Annotated in this window: 18 protein-coding genes; 9 read left to right on the top strand and 9 right to left on the bottom strand. The window is 58.9% G+C overall.

The annotated features are described in order from the left end of the window. Window positions 1-159: 159 nt before the first annotated feature. Window positions 160-534, top strand: a complete 375-nt coding sequence (locus tag O4G74_RS00570) for a hypothetical protein (RefSeq protein WP_269400731.1) — start codon at window positions 160-162, stop codon at window positions 532-534. A gap of 92 nt (window positions 535-626) precedes the next feature. Here O4G74_RS00570 and O4G74_RS00565 read toward each other — a convergent pair whose 3' ends face one another. From O4G74_RS00565 to O4G74_RS00535, 7 genes are read right to left on the bottom strand one after another with little or no spacing between them, the layout of a single operon-like run. Beyond that, window positions 627-1022 (bottom strand): VOC family protein, encoded by a 396-nt coding sequence (locus tag O4G74_RS00565; RefSeq protein ID WP_269400730.1) that lies wholly within the window; start codon window positions 1020-1022, stop codon window positions 627-629. After that, window positions 1019-3664, bottom strand: coding sequence for a methionine synthase (metH, locus tag O4G74_RS00560; protein ID WP_269400729.1), 2646 nt, complete (start codon window positions 3662-3664; stop codon window positions 1019-1021). The genes O4G74_RS00565 and metH overlap by 4 nt, the downstream gene beginning before the upstream one ends. Window positions 3665-3716: 52 nt before the next feature. After that, window positions 3717-4151, bottom strand: a complete 435-nt coding sequence (locus O4G74_RS00555; protein ID WP_269400728.1) for a gamma-glutamylcyclotransferase family protein — start codon at window positions 4149-4151, stop codon at window positions 3717-3719. Further along, entirely contained in the window at window positions 4148-4714 is a 567-nt protein-coding gene (locus O4G74_RS00550; RefSeq protein ID WP_269400727.1) for a pyridoxamine 5'-phosphate oxidase family protein, read from the bottom strand. The genes O4G74_RS00555 and O4G74_RS00550 overlap by 4 nt, the downstream gene beginning before the upstream one ends. Before the next feature lie 11 nt (window positions 4715-4725). Then, on the bottom strand, window positions 4726-5772 hold the full coding sequence (locus tag O4G74_RS00545; protein ID WP_269400726.1) for a homocysteine S-methyltransferase family protein: 1047 nt from the start codon (window positions 5770-5772) through the stop codon (window positions 4726-4728). Then, window positions 5772-6686, bottom strand: a complete 915-nt coding sequence (gene metF, locus O4G74_RS00540; protein WP_269400725.1) for a methylenetetrahydrofolate reductase [NAD(P)H] — start codon at window positions 6684-6686, stop codon at window positions 5772-5774. Before metF ends, O4G74_RS00545 begins: the two co-directional genes overlap by 1 nt. Further along, window positions 6683-7660: an ArsR/SmtB family transcription factor gene (locus O4G74_RS00535; RefSeq protein ID WP_269400724.1), complete on the bottom strand. Its 978-nt coding sequence runs from the start codon at window positions 7658-7660 to the stop codon at window positions 6683-6685. Before O4G74_RS00535 ends, metF begins: the two co-directional genes overlap by 4 nt. 158 nt (window positions 7661-7818) lie before the next feature. Here O4G74_RS00535 and O4G74_RS00530 point away from each other — a divergent pair, with 158 nt between their 5' ends. Continuing rightward, on the top strand, window positions 7819-8613 hold the full coding sequence (locus O4G74_RS00530; protein WP_269400723.1) for a VacJ family lipoprotein: 795 nt from the start codon (window positions 7819-7821) through the stop codon (window positions 8611-8613). Between the two features lie 4 nt (window positions 8614-8617). Then, on the top strand, window positions 8618-9238 hold the full coding sequence (locus tag O4G74_RS00525; protein ID WP_269400722.1) for an MlaC/ttg2D family ABC transporter substrate-binding protein: 621 nt from the start codon (window positions 8618-8620) through the stop codon (window positions 9236-9238). Window positions 9239-9314: 76 nt separating this feature from the next. On the opposite strand, the gene O4G74_RS00520 is transcribed toward O4G74_RS00525, so the two are convergent. Further along, window positions 9315-10145: a PRC-barrel domain-containing protein gene (locus O4G74_RS00520; protein ID WP_269400721.1), complete on the bottom strand. Its 831-nt coding sequence runs from the start codon at window positions 10143-10145 to the stop codon at window positions 9315-9317. A gap of 170 nt (window positions 10146-10315) precedes the next feature. Between O4G74_RS00520 and O4G74_RS00515 the strand changes: the two genes are divergently transcribed. From O4G74_RS00515 to O4G74_RS00505, 3 genes are all read left to right on the top strand, one after another. Next, a complete protein-coding gene (locus O4G74_RS00515) occupies window positions 10316-11422 on the top strand; it encodes an S-(hydroxymethyl)glutathione dehydrogenase/class III alcohol dehydrogenase (protein ID WP_269400720.1) in 1107 nt (368 codons plus the stop codon). Between the two features lie 52 nt (window positions 11423-11474). Further along, window positions 11475-11849: a VOC family protein gene (locus tag O4G74_RS00510; RefSeq protein WP_269400719.1), complete on the top strand. Its 375-nt coding sequence runs from the start codon at window positions 11475-11477 to the stop codon at window positions 11847-11849. A gap of 142 nt (window positions 11850-11991) precedes the next feature. Further along, window positions 11992-12615, top strand: a complete 624-nt coding sequence (locus O4G74_RS00505; protein WP_269400718.1) for an SOUL family heme-binding protein — start codon at window positions 11992-11994, stop codon at window positions 12613-12615. Between the two features lie 3 nt (window positions 12616-12618). Here the strand turns inward: O4G74_RS00505 and O4G74_RS00500 are convergent, their stop codons facing one another. Beyond that, the gene (locus O4G74_RS00500; RefSeq protein WP_269400717.1) at window positions 12619-13713 is read right to left on the bottom strand and encodes a glutathione S-transferase family protein; all 1095 of its coding nucleotides are present in this window, start codon (window positions 13711-13713) and stop codon (window positions 12619-12621) included. Window positions 13714-13772: 59 nt separating this feature from the next. Between O4G74_RS00500 and O4G74_RS00495 the strand changes: the two genes are divergently transcribed. The 3 genes from O4G74_RS00495 to fghA all read left to right on the top strand — a co-directional run bounded on the left by O4G74_RS00495 (window position 13773) and on the right by fghA (window position 15510). Then, window positions 13773-14093 carry a hypothetical protein gene (locus O4G74_RS00495; RefSeq protein ID WP_269400716.1) on the top strand — a complete coding sequence of 107 codons (321 nt, stop codon included), beginning with the start codon at window positions 13773-13775 and terminating at the stop codon, window positions 14091-14093. A gap of 102 nt (window positions 14094-14195) precedes the next feature. Continuing rightward, window positions 14196-14543 (top strand): hypothetical protein, encoded by a 348-nt coding sequence (locus O4G74_RS00490; protein ID WP_269400715.1) that lies wholly within the window; start codon window positions 14196-14198, stop codon window positions 14541-14543. 133 nt (window positions 14544-14676) lie between these two features. After that, the gene (fghA, locus tag O4G74_RS00485) at window positions 14677-15510 is read left to right on the top strand and encodes an S-formylglutathione hydrolase (protein WP_269400714.1); all 834 of its coding nucleotides are present in this window, start codon (window positions 14677-14679) and stop codon (window positions 15508-15510) included. Window positions 15511-15546: the final 36 nt, after the last annotated feature.

The following is a 15546-nucleotide window of genomic DNA, read 5'->3' as shown; positions in this document are numbered from 1 at the left end:
TGCAGGGCTTCGGTTCCTAGAACACGATGTACGCAGCGCCAACCTCAGACATAGAAAAAATGAACATCATCAATGCTGGCTGTTCAGGCCTCGGCTCTTGGAAATGATGGGTGAAATAAATTCATCCGCCCTTTTCTGATCCACCCTTAAGCTTGCGGCATGATCAGCCACGAGCAGATACGCCTCATGCATGCCCATGTGCCGCCCGTCTTCTGGCCGGTGCTGTGGCTTTACATCTTGCGGCTCTGGATAACGCTGTATGAGGCCGCACTGGAAGGGCGCGAGACCGTGCTCTATACGGTCGGGCGCACCGGCATCATCTATGTCACGCATATGGCCGACAGCGAGGCAGAGCGCCGCGCGCGCTGCCTGCTCGGCGAGGATTTCGACCGCACGCCGTGGACGCGGCTCCTTCCGCTCGATCTTGGCGAACTTGCCGCGCTCTTCCAGCCGCAGTTTCGCGAAACACCGTCGCTGCACCCTGCGTGCACCGCCAATACACCGTCACTGCACCATCTGGCTGCGCCGCCATAGGGCGGGCTGTCTCGTCAAAATCCGAAGGTCAAACCGCTGAGCGAACCGTGCAGCGGCCGCACGTGCTGGTTTGCGCCAAAGGGGAGTGCCGTTTAGCTACGACGCGACTGGATCAGGTCCCAGCAATTGCCAAACGGGTCGCAAAAAACCGCAACCGATCCATAGGGTTCATGGCGCGGCGCTTCGAGGAATTCGACGCCCTTGTCTGACATGGCCTTGTGGGCTTCGTCGAAACTGCTGACTTCGAGGAAGAAGCCGACCCGCCCTCCGGTTTGCTGGCCAATCGCCCGGACCTGCTCAGGCCCATCAGCCTTCGCGAGAAGTAGCGCCGTTTGAGCGCCCGGCGGCGCAACGCGAACCCATCTCTTGCCCTCGCCTCTGGGCGTGTCTTCCAGAAGCTCAAAACCGAGACCGTCGACATAAAAGGCAATCGCCTCGTCATAATCTGGTACGACCAGCGTCACCTGGGAAATGAAGCTGGCGCTCACGCAGCTTCCTCATCGGTGTTTGTGGCGTAAGGATCATAATTCAGGATCGGGGCGAGCCAGCGTTCGGCGGTCCGCGTGTCCCAGCCCTTGCGGCGCGCATAGTCCTCGACCTGGTCTTTCTCGATGCGGCCGACGGCGAAATAGGCGCTTTCGGGATGGGCAAAGTAGAGACCCGAGACCGACGGCGCCGGGCTCATCGCGAAGCTGGTCGTCAGCGAGACGCCGATCCGCTCTTCGGCTTCGAGAAGCTTGAAGATAAGCTCTTTTTCGGTGTGGTCAGGCTGGGCAGGATAGCCGGGGGCAGGCCGGATGCCGCAATACTTTTCCTTGATGAGGTCGTTGCAGTCATAAGCCTCGTCTGGATCATAGCCCCAGAGTTCTTTCCTGACCTTCTCATGCATGTATTCGGCCATGGCTTCGGCAAAACGGTCAGCCAGCGCCTGGACCATGATCGCAGAATAGTCGTCGCCATTGGCCTTGAACTCTTTCGCCATCTCGTCGGCTTCATTGCCCGAAGTGACGCAAAACGCGCCGATATGGTCACCCTCGGGCGACAGGAAGTCCGACAGGGCGAGGTTCGGCCGTTCATTGGTCTTCTTCATTTGCTGGCGGAGGGTGTGAAGCTTTTCACCCGAAGCAAGCTCGATATCGTCGCCGACGCGTTTTGCTTCCCAGAAACCAATCGTCGCTTTCGGTTTGAACCAGCCCTCGCCAAGCAGGCGTTGGAGCATGACCTGCGTGTCCCGCCAGAGGTCGGAGGCGGCCTCGCCGACTTTCTCATCCTCAAGGATCTGCGGGAAGTTACCCGCCAGATCCCAGCTCATGAAATAAGGGGTCCAGTCGATATAGGCGGCAAGCTCCGAGAGATCGACGTCGTCGAACGTCCGCACCCCGGTAAAGGTGGGGGCCGGGGCTGAGGCTTCGGTGGCGTTAAATGCGAGTTCGCGGGCTTCGCCAATCGGCAAGCGCGGCGTTGGTGGCCCGCCTGCGCGGCTCTCGCGGATGCGGTCATAGCGCGATCTCGTTGTACCCCAGAGCGTTTCGCGGTCTGCCTCGTTCATCATCGCGCTGACAACACCAACTGCGCGGCTGGCATCGCTGACATGGATGACCGGGGCTGACGGAAAGACCGGGTCGATCTTGACGGCGGTGTGGGCTGGCGACGTCGTTGCACCGCCAATCAGGAGCGGCAGATGGATGCCCTGGCGTTCCATTTCTGCAGCGACAAAGACCATTTCGTCCAACGACGGCGTGATCAGGCCGGAAAGCCCGATCATGTCGGCTTTTTCCTCGATAGCGGTCTCAAGGATCTTCTCTGCCGGAACCATGACGCCAAGATCGACAATGTCATAACCGTTACAGCCAAGAACCACGCCGACAATATTCTTGCCGATATCGTGTACGTCGCCTTTCACAGTGGCGAGAACGACTTTGCCATTGGACACCTTGTCGAGGCCAAGCCGCTTCTGCTCTTCCTCGATATAGGGCGTCAGATGTGCCACAGCGGCTTTCATGACGCGAGCTGACTTCACGACTTGCGGCAGGAACATCTTGCCCGCGCCAAAGAGGTCGCCAACGACATTCATACCGTCCATCAGGGGGCCTTCAATGACGTGGAGCGGGCGCTCGGCCTTCTGGCGGGCTTCTTCTGTGTCCTCGACCACAAACTCGGTGATGCCCCGGACAAGCGCGTGTTCGAGACGTTTTTCCACCGGCTGCTCGCGCCAGCTCATATCCTTTTTCTTCACCTCGCCTTTCTGGCCGCGATACTGCTCGGCAAGGTCGAGAAGGCGTTCGGTTCCGTCGTCGCGGCGGTTGAGGATCACGTCCTCGACGGCCTCGCGCAGCTCCGGGTCGATATTGTCATAGATGTCGAGCTGGCCGGCATTGACGATCGCCATGTCGAGGCCGGCCGGGATCGCGTGGTAGAGAAATACCGAGTGCATGGCCCGGCGCACGATTTCATTGCCCCGGAAGGAGAAGGAGACGTTCGAAAGACCGCCGGAGATATGGCAGTGCGGCAGGTTTGCGCGGATCGCCTTGCACGCCTCGATGAAGTCGACGGCGTAATTATTGTGCTCTTCGATGCCGGTGGCGACGGCGAAGATATTCGGGTCAAAAATGATGTCTTCCGGCGGGAAGCCGATTTCTTCGGTCAGCAGCTTGTAGGCGCGGGTGCAGATCTCGATCTTGCGTTCGGCGGTGTCGGCCTGGCCGTCTTCATCGAACGCCATCACCACGGTGGCGGCGCCATAGGCCATGACCTTGCGGGCCTGCTCGAAGAACTGTTCCTCGCCTGCCTTGAGCGAGATGGAGTTCACGATGGCCTTGCCCTGCACGCATTTGAGGCCGGCCTCGATTACCTCCCATTTGGAGCTGTCGATCATGACCGGGACGCGCGCAATGTCGGGTTCGGCAGCGATGAGGTTGAGGAAGGTCGTCATCGCCTCGACGCCGTCGAGCATGCCTTCATCCATGTTCACGTCGATGATCTGGGCGCCATTCTCGACCTGTTGGCGTGCGACATCGACGGCGGCATCATAGTCGCCCGCCTTGATAAGGTTCCGGAATTTCGCCGAGCCGGTGACGTTCGTGCGCTCACCGATATTGATGAAGGTTTGGGAGGCGGATGAATTTGTCATGATCGATCCTTTTACGGACCCTCTTTTCGTCGTCGTGTTGTTGAGAAAACCGTCAGGCGGTTCTTGCTGCGCTTTTGCGGCCAGCTGACCAGAAACCTGATCTTACCATGGGCCGGCCTGCGACCGGACGGTTGTAAACATAGGCCCAGGCTTTCGCACAGGGCCGGCCAAAATCGTCGAGGATGGAGACCTTCTCGCGTCGGTAAAGGGCTTTCATGGGCGCATCCGTGCGCACACCTTCGAACGCGTCGAGTTTGCGGGCGATGCGCGGATGATCGAGCCGGTAAAGCATGCCGTGGCAGATGCCTTCCTTGCGTAATACGCCGGGATAAGACCCCATGTCGAACATCGCGCCCTTGAAGCGACACGGGCCGAGGAATTCACCGTGTCGCTCCAGGTCCACGCCCTTCGGGCCGCCCGGCATGCCCTGCTTGAGCAGGCCGTAGAAAACGAAGTGGTCGCCGGCAGATACAGGTGGTGCGATCATTCAGCTTTCTCCGCATTGCGCATCATGCCCGGCAGACCATCAATGCTGGAGGCGTTCTTGGTCAGGCGGCTCTCACGCCATTCCTCGACCGGCTTGTTGTCGACATAGCGCTGAAGCTGGTCGCGCTGTCCCTTGAACTCATAGAAGGGGACGCCCCAGCCACAGCTGTCCGAAACGCTGGTAATATCGACATAGATGATGTTGCGCGCACGTTCATGGCCCGGTGGGAAGCGGCCAATCTCTTTCTCGAAATCCGGATGGTTGAACTGTAACGTCCGGCCCTTGCCATAGATGCGGACGATATTGGCCGGGCCTTCGAATGCGCAGAACATGATCGTGATCCGGGCATTCTCATTCACGTGGGCGAGAGTCTCGATGCCTGACCCGCCAAGATCAGCATAGGCGACGGTCTTTTCATCGATAACGATGAAGCTGTCATAGCCTTTAGGTGAGACGTTTACGTGCCCATCCTGCGACAGCGGGGCCGTCGCGACGAAGAACATCTTCTGCGCCTTGATGAAGGCGATCAGGTTGTCATCGAGTTTTTCGTACGTCTTGCCCATGGCTCTCCCCGTCAGCTTGCGAGCTGGAAGGGTTCTAGCCCGGAGAGACGCATGGCGCGAGGTGGCTCCGGGACAATTCGGGGCGCTTTACCCTCAACTGCCCGGGAAATAGCCGCGATATGCGGGGGAGTTGTGCCGCAACAGCCGCCGAGCACGTTTACGAGGCCGGATTTCGCCCATTCCTCAAGCTGTGAGGCGGTCTGTTCTGGTAATTCGTCATACTCGCCGAACTCATTCGGCAGGCCGGCATTCGGATAGGCGATGACTTTTGTGTCCGCGACCTTGGAAATGGCCGCGATGTGCGGGCGCATCATCTTGGCGCCCAGCGCACAATTGAGGCCGATGGCCCAGGGTTGCGCGTGGCGGACCGAGTGCCAGAAAGCTTCAGCAGTCTGGCCAGATAGGGTGCGGCCGGACGCATCGGTGATCGTGCCTGAAATTATAACAGGCGTGTTGTCGCCGCTCTCTGCGCGGTAATCCATCACAGCCTTGATCGCCGCCTTGGCGTTCAGCGTGTCGAACACCGTCTCGATCAGGAAGAAGTCGATATAGGGCGCCATGGCGCGGGCCTGCTCAAGATAGGCCTCGCGGACATCGTCGAATGTGACTTCACGGTAGCCCGGATTGTTCACGTCTGGTGAGAGAGAAAGCGTCTTGTTCGTCGGCCCGATGGCGCCGAGCACACCCACCGGCTTGCCAGCCGCATCGGCAGCTTCACGGGCAAGGCGTGCACCGGCGGCGGCGATTTCGGCCGCGATGTCCTGCATGTGATAGTCGCCCTGCGCAATTGTGGTTGCGCTGAACGTATTAGTTTCAATGAGGTCGGCGCCCGCTTCAATAAACTTCGTATGGATGGTGCGCACGGCCTCTGGCTGGGTGAGGTTCAAGAGGTCATTATTCCCCTGAACCGGGCTTTTCCAGTCGGCGAAACGCTCACCGCGGAACTGCTCCTCAGAAAAAGTGTATTTCTGGAGCATCGTGCCCATCGCCCCATCAAGGATGAGGATGGCGCTCTGCGCCTTCTTTTCGAGATCTGCGATCAGTGCTTCGCTTCTCATCAGGCTGCCTCCGCCGTTGCAGGTTTCAGGCCGAGCAGGTGGCAGGTGGAAAGTGCAAGGTTTGCCCTGTTCAGCGTGTAGAAGTGGAATTGCGTCACGCCGCCATCGGCGAGCTTGTGGCAAAGCTCCGCAGCAATGTTCGCGGTGATGAGGTCGCGCGTATCGGCGTCATCATCGAGACCTTCGTAGAGCTTGTGCAGCCAGTCGGGCACGCTCGCCCCGCAAAGACCTGCAATACGCTTCAGGCCGTTGAAGTTTGGCTGAAGCATGATGCCCGGCACGATGGGCATGGTGATGCCAGCATTGCGGGCGCGGTCCAGGAACTCGAAATAGACGTCCGGCTCGAAGAAGAATTGCGTGATCGCCCGGTCGGCGCCGGCATCCTGCTTGGCCTTCAGGTGGGCGAGGTCAAACTCCCAGCCGCGCGTGTCCGGATGGGGCTCAGGATAGCAGGCAACCGAAACTTCGAACACTTTGCCGAGGTCCGGGCGATGCGCGCGAAGGCTCTCGATCAGCTCGATCACATTCTTGAAGCCGCCGGGCGCCTGTTTCCATTCAGCGCCCATGCCGTCCGGGGAGTCACCGCGCAGGGCGACAATATGACGAACGCCCGCTTCCCAATAGTCTTCAGCCGTCTGCAGCACGTCTTCCTTGGTCGCGCTGACGCAGGTGAGGTGAGCGGCGGGGATGAGGGAGGTTTGGCTGGCGATCCGCGCAACCGTATCGTGCGTGCGCTCACGCGTAGAGCCGCCTGCGCCATAGGTCACAGAAACGAAGTCGGGCTGCATCGGCTCCAGCCGGCGCACGCACTCCCAGAGGCGCTCATCCATGGTTTCATTCTTCGGCGGGAAGAATTCGAAGGAGACGCGCGGCCTCTCCTCGGCCTGGCGGGTGGCAACAGACAGATGGCTCATGCTGCGACGTCCTTTTTCTCTTCAGATTTACGTGCCGACCAGATGAGGACTGCAATCCCCTGGTCGAGATCTTTTGGCGGCTCGAACCGCGTCACATCGTCGAGTTTGAGGCCCGACTGGCTAGTCCAGAAACTCATCGCGTCCTCGCGAATACCGAGACGGCGATGGCCGAATGCCTCGCGCATGAATTCGTGATTGTGCGAGGCGAAGTCCACGATGATCAGCTTGCCGCCCGGTTTCAGGATGCGGCCAGCTTCGCGCACAACCTTTTCAGGCTCTTCAAGATAATGAAGTACCTGATGGACGATGACGATGTCGGCGCTGGCCGTATCGAACGGGGTGGCGGTGACATCTCCCTGGCGGACGCGGGCCTGCGTGATGCCGGCTTCGGATAGCTGCGAGCGGGCGAGGGTCAACATCTGGTGCGAAAGGTCCAGCCCTTCAGCCTCGCGGGCGCGGCCGCTGAGAAGTGCGAGCATGCGCCCTGTGCCTGTGCCAAGGTCGATAATGCGCTGGAATGGGCCCGGGCCGACCGTTTTCAGGATCGCAGCTTCAATCAGTTCCTCGGGATAGTGCATGGCACGGATGCGGTCCCAGTCGGTTGCGATGGAGCTGAAATAGGTCTCGGCCGAAGCCTGACGGGTGCGGCGGACGGCCTCCAGCCGGGCGCGATCATTCGGAAAGTCGCCGCTGGCTTCATCGATAAGTTCGAACAGGCGGTCGAGCAGCGCGCGGGCCCAGTCTGTGCCCGGCAGGCGGTAGAAGACCCATGCGCCTTCTGGCAGGCGCTCTGTCAGCCCTGCAGATGTCAGCGCTTTCAGGTGGTGGGACAGGCGCGGCTGGCTCTGACCGAGGACGGTGACGAGTTCACCAACCGAAAGCTCGCCGTGCTGGAGAAGCGCCAGGATGCGCAGGCGCGTCGGCTCGCCTGCCGCGCGCAAGGCGTCTACAATGGAGGGCGCTGTCTGTTTCATATCAGCATATAAACATGTCTTTATATGCCTGACAATACGCGGTGCGTCGTGCTCTTGTTGCAACGCTTCCAAGGCTCCTTGCCCAACTTCCTCTGGGCCGACATTGAAAGAGACGCGTATTCAACTCATATGCTGCGACCAGAAGACGGAAAATATCAATGAAGACTGCAGCCCTCGCCTCCCTCGCGCTTTTGACTGTGACCGCTTGCGCGTCGACCCAATCAGGGGGCGATGCCTCCTCTGGTGTGAACGATCCTTTCGAGGGCGTGAACCGCAATATCTACGCCTTTAACGAAGCGGTCGACAAAGCCGCCATCGAGCCGGTCGCGCGCGGGTATCGCGCGGCTGTGCCAGAGCCAGCCCGCGACAGCGTGCACAATGTGCTGACAAACATGCGCCAGCCCATCGTGTTCACCAATTCGGTGCTGCAGGGGAACGCAAACGCATCCGGCGAGACGCTGAGCCGCTTCCTGATCAACTCGACCATCGGTGTTGCCGGTATCTTCGATGTCGCCAGCACGCTGGGCATTGAGGAGCATGATGAAGACTTCGGTCAGACGCTCGGTGTCTGGGGGGCAGAGCCCGGCCCGTTCATAGTCCTGCCACTGCTTGGTCCAAGTAGCGTTCGCGACACGGTTGGCATCGCGACAGACCGGGTCTTCGACCCGCTGACCTGGACCGAATTCGAAGATGCCGATCTCGACGATGACATCGCGGTGACCCGTACGGTTGTCGGAGTGATTGATACCCGATCGAGACTGATCGAGGTCATCGAGACGCTGCGCTCGCAACCTGAGCCTTACGTGGCACTGCGCCGGAATTACATGGCCCAACGCCAGGCTGCGGTCAGAAATGGGCAGACTGAGGCAGATCCGTACAAAGATTTGCCTGATTTCGATGTATACGATGATGCTGGCGCCCAGGGGACGGGTGTCGAGGACGAACAGGACTAAACAGATGAAGTTTGCCAGACATGCAGTGGCTGCGCTGGTTATGGCGGCAGCCACCAGCCCCGTATTTGCCGATGCAAAAACGGAATCCTTCGTTGAGGAGAATGCCAATGAGGTGCTCGAAGCGCTCAATGATCCATCATTGAGTCGCGAGGAACGTACCGAACTCTTCAGCGGATATATGGAAGAATTTGCTGACTTTAACGCCGTCAGCCGTTTTGTGATCGGGCGCTATGCAAACCGTTTCACGCCGCAGGAGCTTTCGCGCTTCCAGAGCGCGTTCCGGAACTATGCGCTCGCCGTTTATGAGAACGAGCTCGATGCCTATCGCGGTGAGCAGGTCTTCGTTGACCGTTCTATCGACCGCACGCCCAGCGACTCGATCGTCGATACACGTATTCCGCGCGCCGATGGCCAGGAAATGAATGTGCGCTGGCGCGTTCTCAAGCGTAATGGTGAGTATCAGGTCGTGGATGTTGCGCTGAATGTTAACGGCAACCTCATCTGGTTAGCCATTGAGCAGCAGGCACAATTCCTGTCGCTACTGGACCGGACCAATGGGTCTGCTGACGCGCTGATCCGCAAGATTGAGCAGATGACGCGCGAAGTCAGAGCAGGCCGTCGTTAAGGCTCAGGACTTTCGTATCGATACAAAAAAGCCCTGCCACCGCTGGCAGGGCTTTTCTATTTCGGACCAGTAGCGACTAGCCATTATCGTTCATCGCACCATACGTATCGTCATCCGAAGAGTTGTCCCATTCGGTCGAGCTCTCACGCTCGGTGTCCATGCTCATCTCGTCCTGCTCATAGCGGAAGACCGGCATCATCTCGAGATCTTCTGACGACGCATTGATCATGATGGTGTCGTTATTGTCTGCATTCTGCTCGACCATGATCATGTCAAAGCCGATCTGGCGATCTTCGCCGAGGATCGGGTCGCCGATGATGGCGTAAAGCGCTTCACCGTCTTCAGACATGATCACATCATTGATGCGGGCCGAGTCATCTGAATTGGTGAAATCAGCGGTCGTGCCGATCATCTCGGAGACCAGACGGTAGTCGTTCAGGCCTTCCTGGTCGAACTCGGCGACGTTCTGGATGTTTTCCTCGGTCATGGAGATCGTGAAGGCGGGTTCGCCGTCTTCAACCATCGTCACGTCCAGATCAGAGTAGGGCAAGGAGCCCTTCATACCGGCCAGGTCAACGAAGTCGCCGCTGCGGAAAACAACGGTTTCGATCTGACCGTTGTCACCGATCAAGAGGTCATCGACGGTCGCGATGTCTTCGCCGTTCGCGCCGATGACCTTAGCCCCGACGATCTCTCCAGCGCTGAGATTGCCAGCGACCAGATAAACCGTCTCATAATCCGGCGTTTCAGCGTCGACCTCGGCATACTCGCCCTCGGTTTCGTCGGTTTGCGCCATTTCGGCGGTGTCTGTGTCATATGCCGCCTCATTCATTTCAGTTTCATTCGAACATGCGGCTGCCCCGAACATAAGGGCGGACGCTGCTGCAGTAATCATGAGCTTCTTCATGATAAAAGTCTCCTTCTGAACTAGTGGATGTAAAACGACAGGTGCGCTCACCTTGTTCCAAGCCGCCTATATTTCGGCCTGCAGAGTCGAGGGGAAAATCTGACTTGGGCGACTTGTGCCTGCTGAACTGTCTCGCCATTGTGCGCCCCAGTTCAAAGGAGTGCTCCACCATGAAAACTCGCGCCGCTGTCGCTTTCGAAGCCAAGAAACCCCTCGAAATCGTAGAAGTCGATCTGGATGGGCCGAAAGACGGTGAAGTCCTCGTCGAGATCATGGCCACGGGGATCTGTCACACGGACTCCTACACGCTGGATGGGCTTGATAGTGAAGGCCTTTTTCCGAGCATTCTCGGCCATGAGGGCGCGGGTGTCGTGCGCGAGGTCGGCAAGGGCGTCACCAGCGTGAAGCCTGGCGACCATGTGATCCCGCTCTACACGCCGGAATGCCGCCAGTGTAAAAGCTGCCTGTCGGGCAAGACCAATCTTTGCACCGCAATCCGGGCGACGCAGGGCAAAGGGGTGATGCCGGATGGCACCAGTCGCTTCTCCTACAAAGGCCAGAAGCTGCACCACTATATGGGCTGCTCGACCTTCTCGAACTTCACGGTCCTGCCTGAGATTGCGGTCGCGAAAATCGACCCGGAAGCCCCGTTCGACAAGACTTGCTATATCGGTTGCGGTGTAACGACGGGCGTCGGCGCAGTGACCAATACGGCCAAGGTGACGCCGGGCTCAAACGTCGTTGTTTTCGGTCTCGGCGGTATCGGTCTCAACGTCATCCAAGGCGCGAAGATGGTCGGCGCTGACATGATTGTCGGTGTCGATATCAACCCCGCCAAAGAGGAATGGGGCCGCCGCTTCGGCATGACCCACTTCGTCAATCCGAAGGACGTAAAGGACGTGGTTGCTCATCTGGTCGAGTTGACCGATGGCGGCGCCGACTTTTCCTTCGACTGCACCGGTAATACAGACGTCATGCGCCAGGCGCTCGAATGCGGCCATCGGGGCTGGGGCGAAAGCATCATTATCGGCGTTGCGGAAGCCGGTAAGGAAATCGCGACGCGTCCATTCCAGCTGGTCACCGGCCGGGTCTGGAAAGGCTCTGCCTTTGGCGGCGCGAGAGGCCGCACCGATGTGCCGAAGATCGTCGAGTGGTACATGAAGGGCAAGATCGAGATCGACCCGATGATCACCCACGTGCTGAAACTTGAAGACATCAATAAGGGCTTCGACCTGATGCATTCGGGCGAGAGCATCCGGAGTGTGGTGGTCTACTAAAGGGCTGGCAGCAAAGCCGAATGGGTTTTCCAAAGGGAGGAAAAGGGAAAGTATGTATAGTCACATGATGGTCGGATCGAATGATCTCGACAAAGCCAAGACGTTCTATGACGCGACCTTTCAGGCGATTGGCGGCAAGCCCGGAGTGATGGATCCAAAGGGGCGTCTTGTTTACCTGCACAATGGCGCCGTCTTCTTGGTCACCAAGCCAATCGATGGTGAGCCAGCGACCCAAGGTAACGGGATGACGATTGGCTTTGCCATGAAGTCGACCGATGAGGCCGATGCCTGGCACAAGGCGGGTGCCGCGGCTGGCGGCAAGGAAATCGAGGACCCGCCAGGATGGCGCGAAGGCGGCGGCCAGAAGCTTTACCTCGCTTACCTGCGTGACCCGGATGGCAACAAGCTATGCGCGCTATGCCGCTGACGGATTGCGATCTGTCCAAGTAATGACTGGCGCCGTCTCGACTTGGTTGAGGCGGCGCTTTTTCTTTGAGATGATGGCTGGCGATGCGATCCGCCGGCGGCTCCGCAGCGTATGTGGGAGATATGAAACAGGAGTTTCTCCCATGCGCATCTTGTTTGCTGCTTTCATCCTTGCCGGGTTCGCCATGACAGCCAGTGCCACCGAGGAACCAGACTTCGAAACGGTAGCAAGTGAGGGCCCTATCGAAGTTCGTCAGTATGAGCCGATCATCGTCGCTGAAACCGAGGTGACCGGGACCATGCGTGAAGCAAGTGGTTCGGGCTTTCGTGTGCTGGCTGACTATATCTTTGGAAACAACACAGCCCGTAGCGAGATCGCAATGACTGCGCCGGTCACGCGAACACGCTCATCAAAAATCGACATGACGGCGCCGGTGACACGCTCGATGTCCTATAACGGAAACTGGACAGTGTCTTTCACCATGCCGTCCAAGTGGACAATGGAAACGCTACCTGTTCCAAATAATCCGGCTGTAACCATTCGCGAGGTTCCGGGTGAACTGCTGGCGACGATCAGGTTTTCAGGAGCTGGTCAGATGGAAGTTCACCGCCAGAAACAGGCCGAGCTTGAGGACTGGATCGCGGAACACGGCTACGAGATAACCGGCCCGGCGCGGTATGCCGGCTATGATGCGCCATGGAAGCCTTCGCCCCTGCGGAGGAACGAAGTTCTGATACCTGTCGAACAAACCGGCCCTGCGAGATAATTGTCAGGCTAGCACGACCTGACACTTTTCCCGTTTGAGGCGGGCAGGCAGCCGGAATGTTTTGAGGTCTTCGCCGCCGATGCGCGCAAGCAGGGTGTCGGCGCGGGCGCGGTCTTCTGGTTTCATCGCGTCGTAGACATCGAGCGCAGCCTGAAGACGCCAGAGAGGAAAGCTGCGTGCCTTGGCAGGTCCGCTGGATCCTTCGATGTATATCGTGATGTCACCAAGCGCACGTGGGACACGGTCACCCGATGCAGCGTTCATGGCCCAGTCCTTGTACAGCGCGGATGTCGCTATAATGGCGGGAAGCTGTTCGTGCATCTGGCGGCGCAGGATTGGCTCCAGCGTTTCAGGAACTGCGTCGTCGCTGAGCAATTCACCACTGCCATGGCCGCCCCCGGCTTTCATGCGCTCCACCCAGTCCGCGACCTTGGGGGCGAGTTTCTGCATGATCTCACCTGATGCCGGGTCACGGTAAAGATGTGCGTAGAGCGGGCCATAGAAGGAGAAATCAGCCAGCGACGGGCGGCTGCCCAGAAGGTATGGGTGCTTCTCCAGATGGGCTGAGAACGCCGAGAGGAACGCCTCGTAGCTTTTCTCTATTCCGGGCACTGTCTGCGCGTTGACGCCGAGGATCGGAAGCGCACCCTTGAACCTTGCGCCATTCTTGCGGCCAATGTCGTATTGCTGCTCTGGTGTCCGATCAGGTGCTGAAAGCGCGCCGAATTCTGAATAGGCCCAGTCCTCATTGTAGTTCCAGCGGTAATGCATGGCTGGCAACATCAGCCATTCGTCACCGTAAAGTTGCAGAAGTTCAGCCACGAATCGTTGAAGGGGCGAGTCAGGCCAGGCGGTCGGCTGAGCGTTTTCGCGCGCCTCAACGGCCCTGATAATGTCAGTCGTGTCTTGAATGACAGTTCCGTCCGGCATGGTCGCGACTGGAATCACTGGCCAGCCGACATTGGGCAGGATGACGTCGCGATAGACGGCCTGGGTCGCCTGTTTTTCCGTATAATCGACCCCGCGCCAGTCCAGATAAGCGCGTGCCTTGCCGGTGAAGTAGCTGACTTCGGCGCCGTATAATGTGTAGCTCGTCATATGATTTATGAATTCCCGTGCCTATCGTGAGCCTGAGGGACAGACAAAAAGGCTATCTGATGTCGGAGTTCAAGCATTTCTGCCTCGTGGCAGGGGGCGAGACCATGGAGGACCATGCTGTCCCCGATGGCCGCGTCGGCCCATCCGTGATGTCACTGAAGGTCTGGGCGGCCTCGGTTGAAGAGGCGGTCGAGGTCATCATTTCCATCGGTAATGAGATCGGTTTCAAGATCGAGCAGAACGTTGAAGTCATCCGGTCCAAGGCCACGCAGATGGCCCGCGATGAGGCGTTTGCCTATGCGGTCCGTGTCACGCCGTGCACGGACGGTGAACTGGACCTGTGCGTGGCTGAAGAGGCAGAGCGCATTCAGAACGAATAGGTTGGCGGGTGGGAACCGCTATTATCCACATTCCGTTTCCTTCGTATTCGCGCCTTCCGCCATTTCGGTCGGCGCGCCTACCAGAAAGGAAGGAAACGTACGATGAAAACCTTGACGATGATTGCCGGCGCGCTGGGCGCCCTCAGCATGGCAGCCTGCGCGGCAAACCCTCCGCCAGCGCCTGGTTCTGGCGGGCCGGGCTATAATGGAAATGCGGGTTATGATGACGGTTATCGCGGGCCGCCGCGCGCCGACCGAGGCTATCGCGACCCTCGATACGAGGACCGCTACGGCAATGACCGCTATAATGACCGGCACGACCGCTACGACCCTTACGACGCCCGCTATCATGGCCAGCGCTATTACGATGACCGGGCACGGCGCTATTACTATATCGACGCGCGCACCGGCGCGACGATCTGGGTAAATGGCGATCTGAGAGGTCGTTAGAACGCCGATCAACCCCTAACTGAAAAGGGCGCATCCGCCGCGATGCGCCCTCTTCGCATCGGTGCCGCCGGTGGGAAGTCAGCCGAGTTGTGTTACATAAAGAAGAGAAGCAACCACAGGAGACCTTCAGGTTTTGGAAACAGTATCAGACTGGACGAGTTTTGGCGGTGATCTCAGCGTTTACGATCATGAAAGCGAGACGCTCGGCTGTACAATGCGGTTCGCCGTATTCGAGCCGCCGCAGACCGATGAGGAGCCGGTCCCCGTTCTCTGGTATCTTTCGGGCCTGACCTGCAACTGGTCGAACGTGATGGAGAAGGGCGGCCTGCAGCGCAAAGCGGCCGAGCTTGGCGTGATGATTATTGCGCCGGATACCAGCCCGCGCGGTGAAGGTGTCGCTGACGACGACGCCTATGATCTGGGGCAGGGCGCTGGCTTCTACCTGACGGCCACGCAGGACCCTTGGGCGAAGCACTACAAGATGGACCAGTACATTATGGAGGAGCTTCCTTCCGTGATCCGGTCAAACTTTGCCGCCGATATGCGCCGCCAATCCATTTTCGGTCATTCAATGGGCGGACATGGCGCGCTGGTCCTGGCGCTCCGCAATCCGGGTCACTTCCGCAGCGTGTCGGCTTTCTCGCCGATTGTCGCACCGTCGCAGGTGCCTTGGGGTGAGAAAGCCTTCTCAGCCTATCTCGGCGACGACAGGGAAGCCTGGAAGGAATGGGACGCGTGCGAGCTTGTTCGCAAGACGCAGCTTGATACGACGATCCTGATCGACCAGGGCGAGGACGACCAGTTCCTGGAAGAGCAGTTGAAGCCGGGCCTGTTTGAGCAGGCGTGCCGCGAAGCGGGCCAGCCGCTCGCGATCAGACTGCGGCCGGGCTATGGCCATTCCTACTATTTCATCTCAACCTTTATGGATGACCACATCATGCACCATGCCAAGGCGCTGTACGGCTAGAGCGCTGGCATTTGTGATATTGAAAAGCCCGCCCGG

This window comes from Henriciella marina (assembly GCF_027213945.1).
Lineage (GTDB): Bacteria > Pseudomonadota > Alphaproteobacteria > Caulobacterales > Hyphomonadaceae > Henriciella > Henriciella marina_A.
This window is presented reverse-complemented; position numbering and strand designations above follow the sequence as displayed.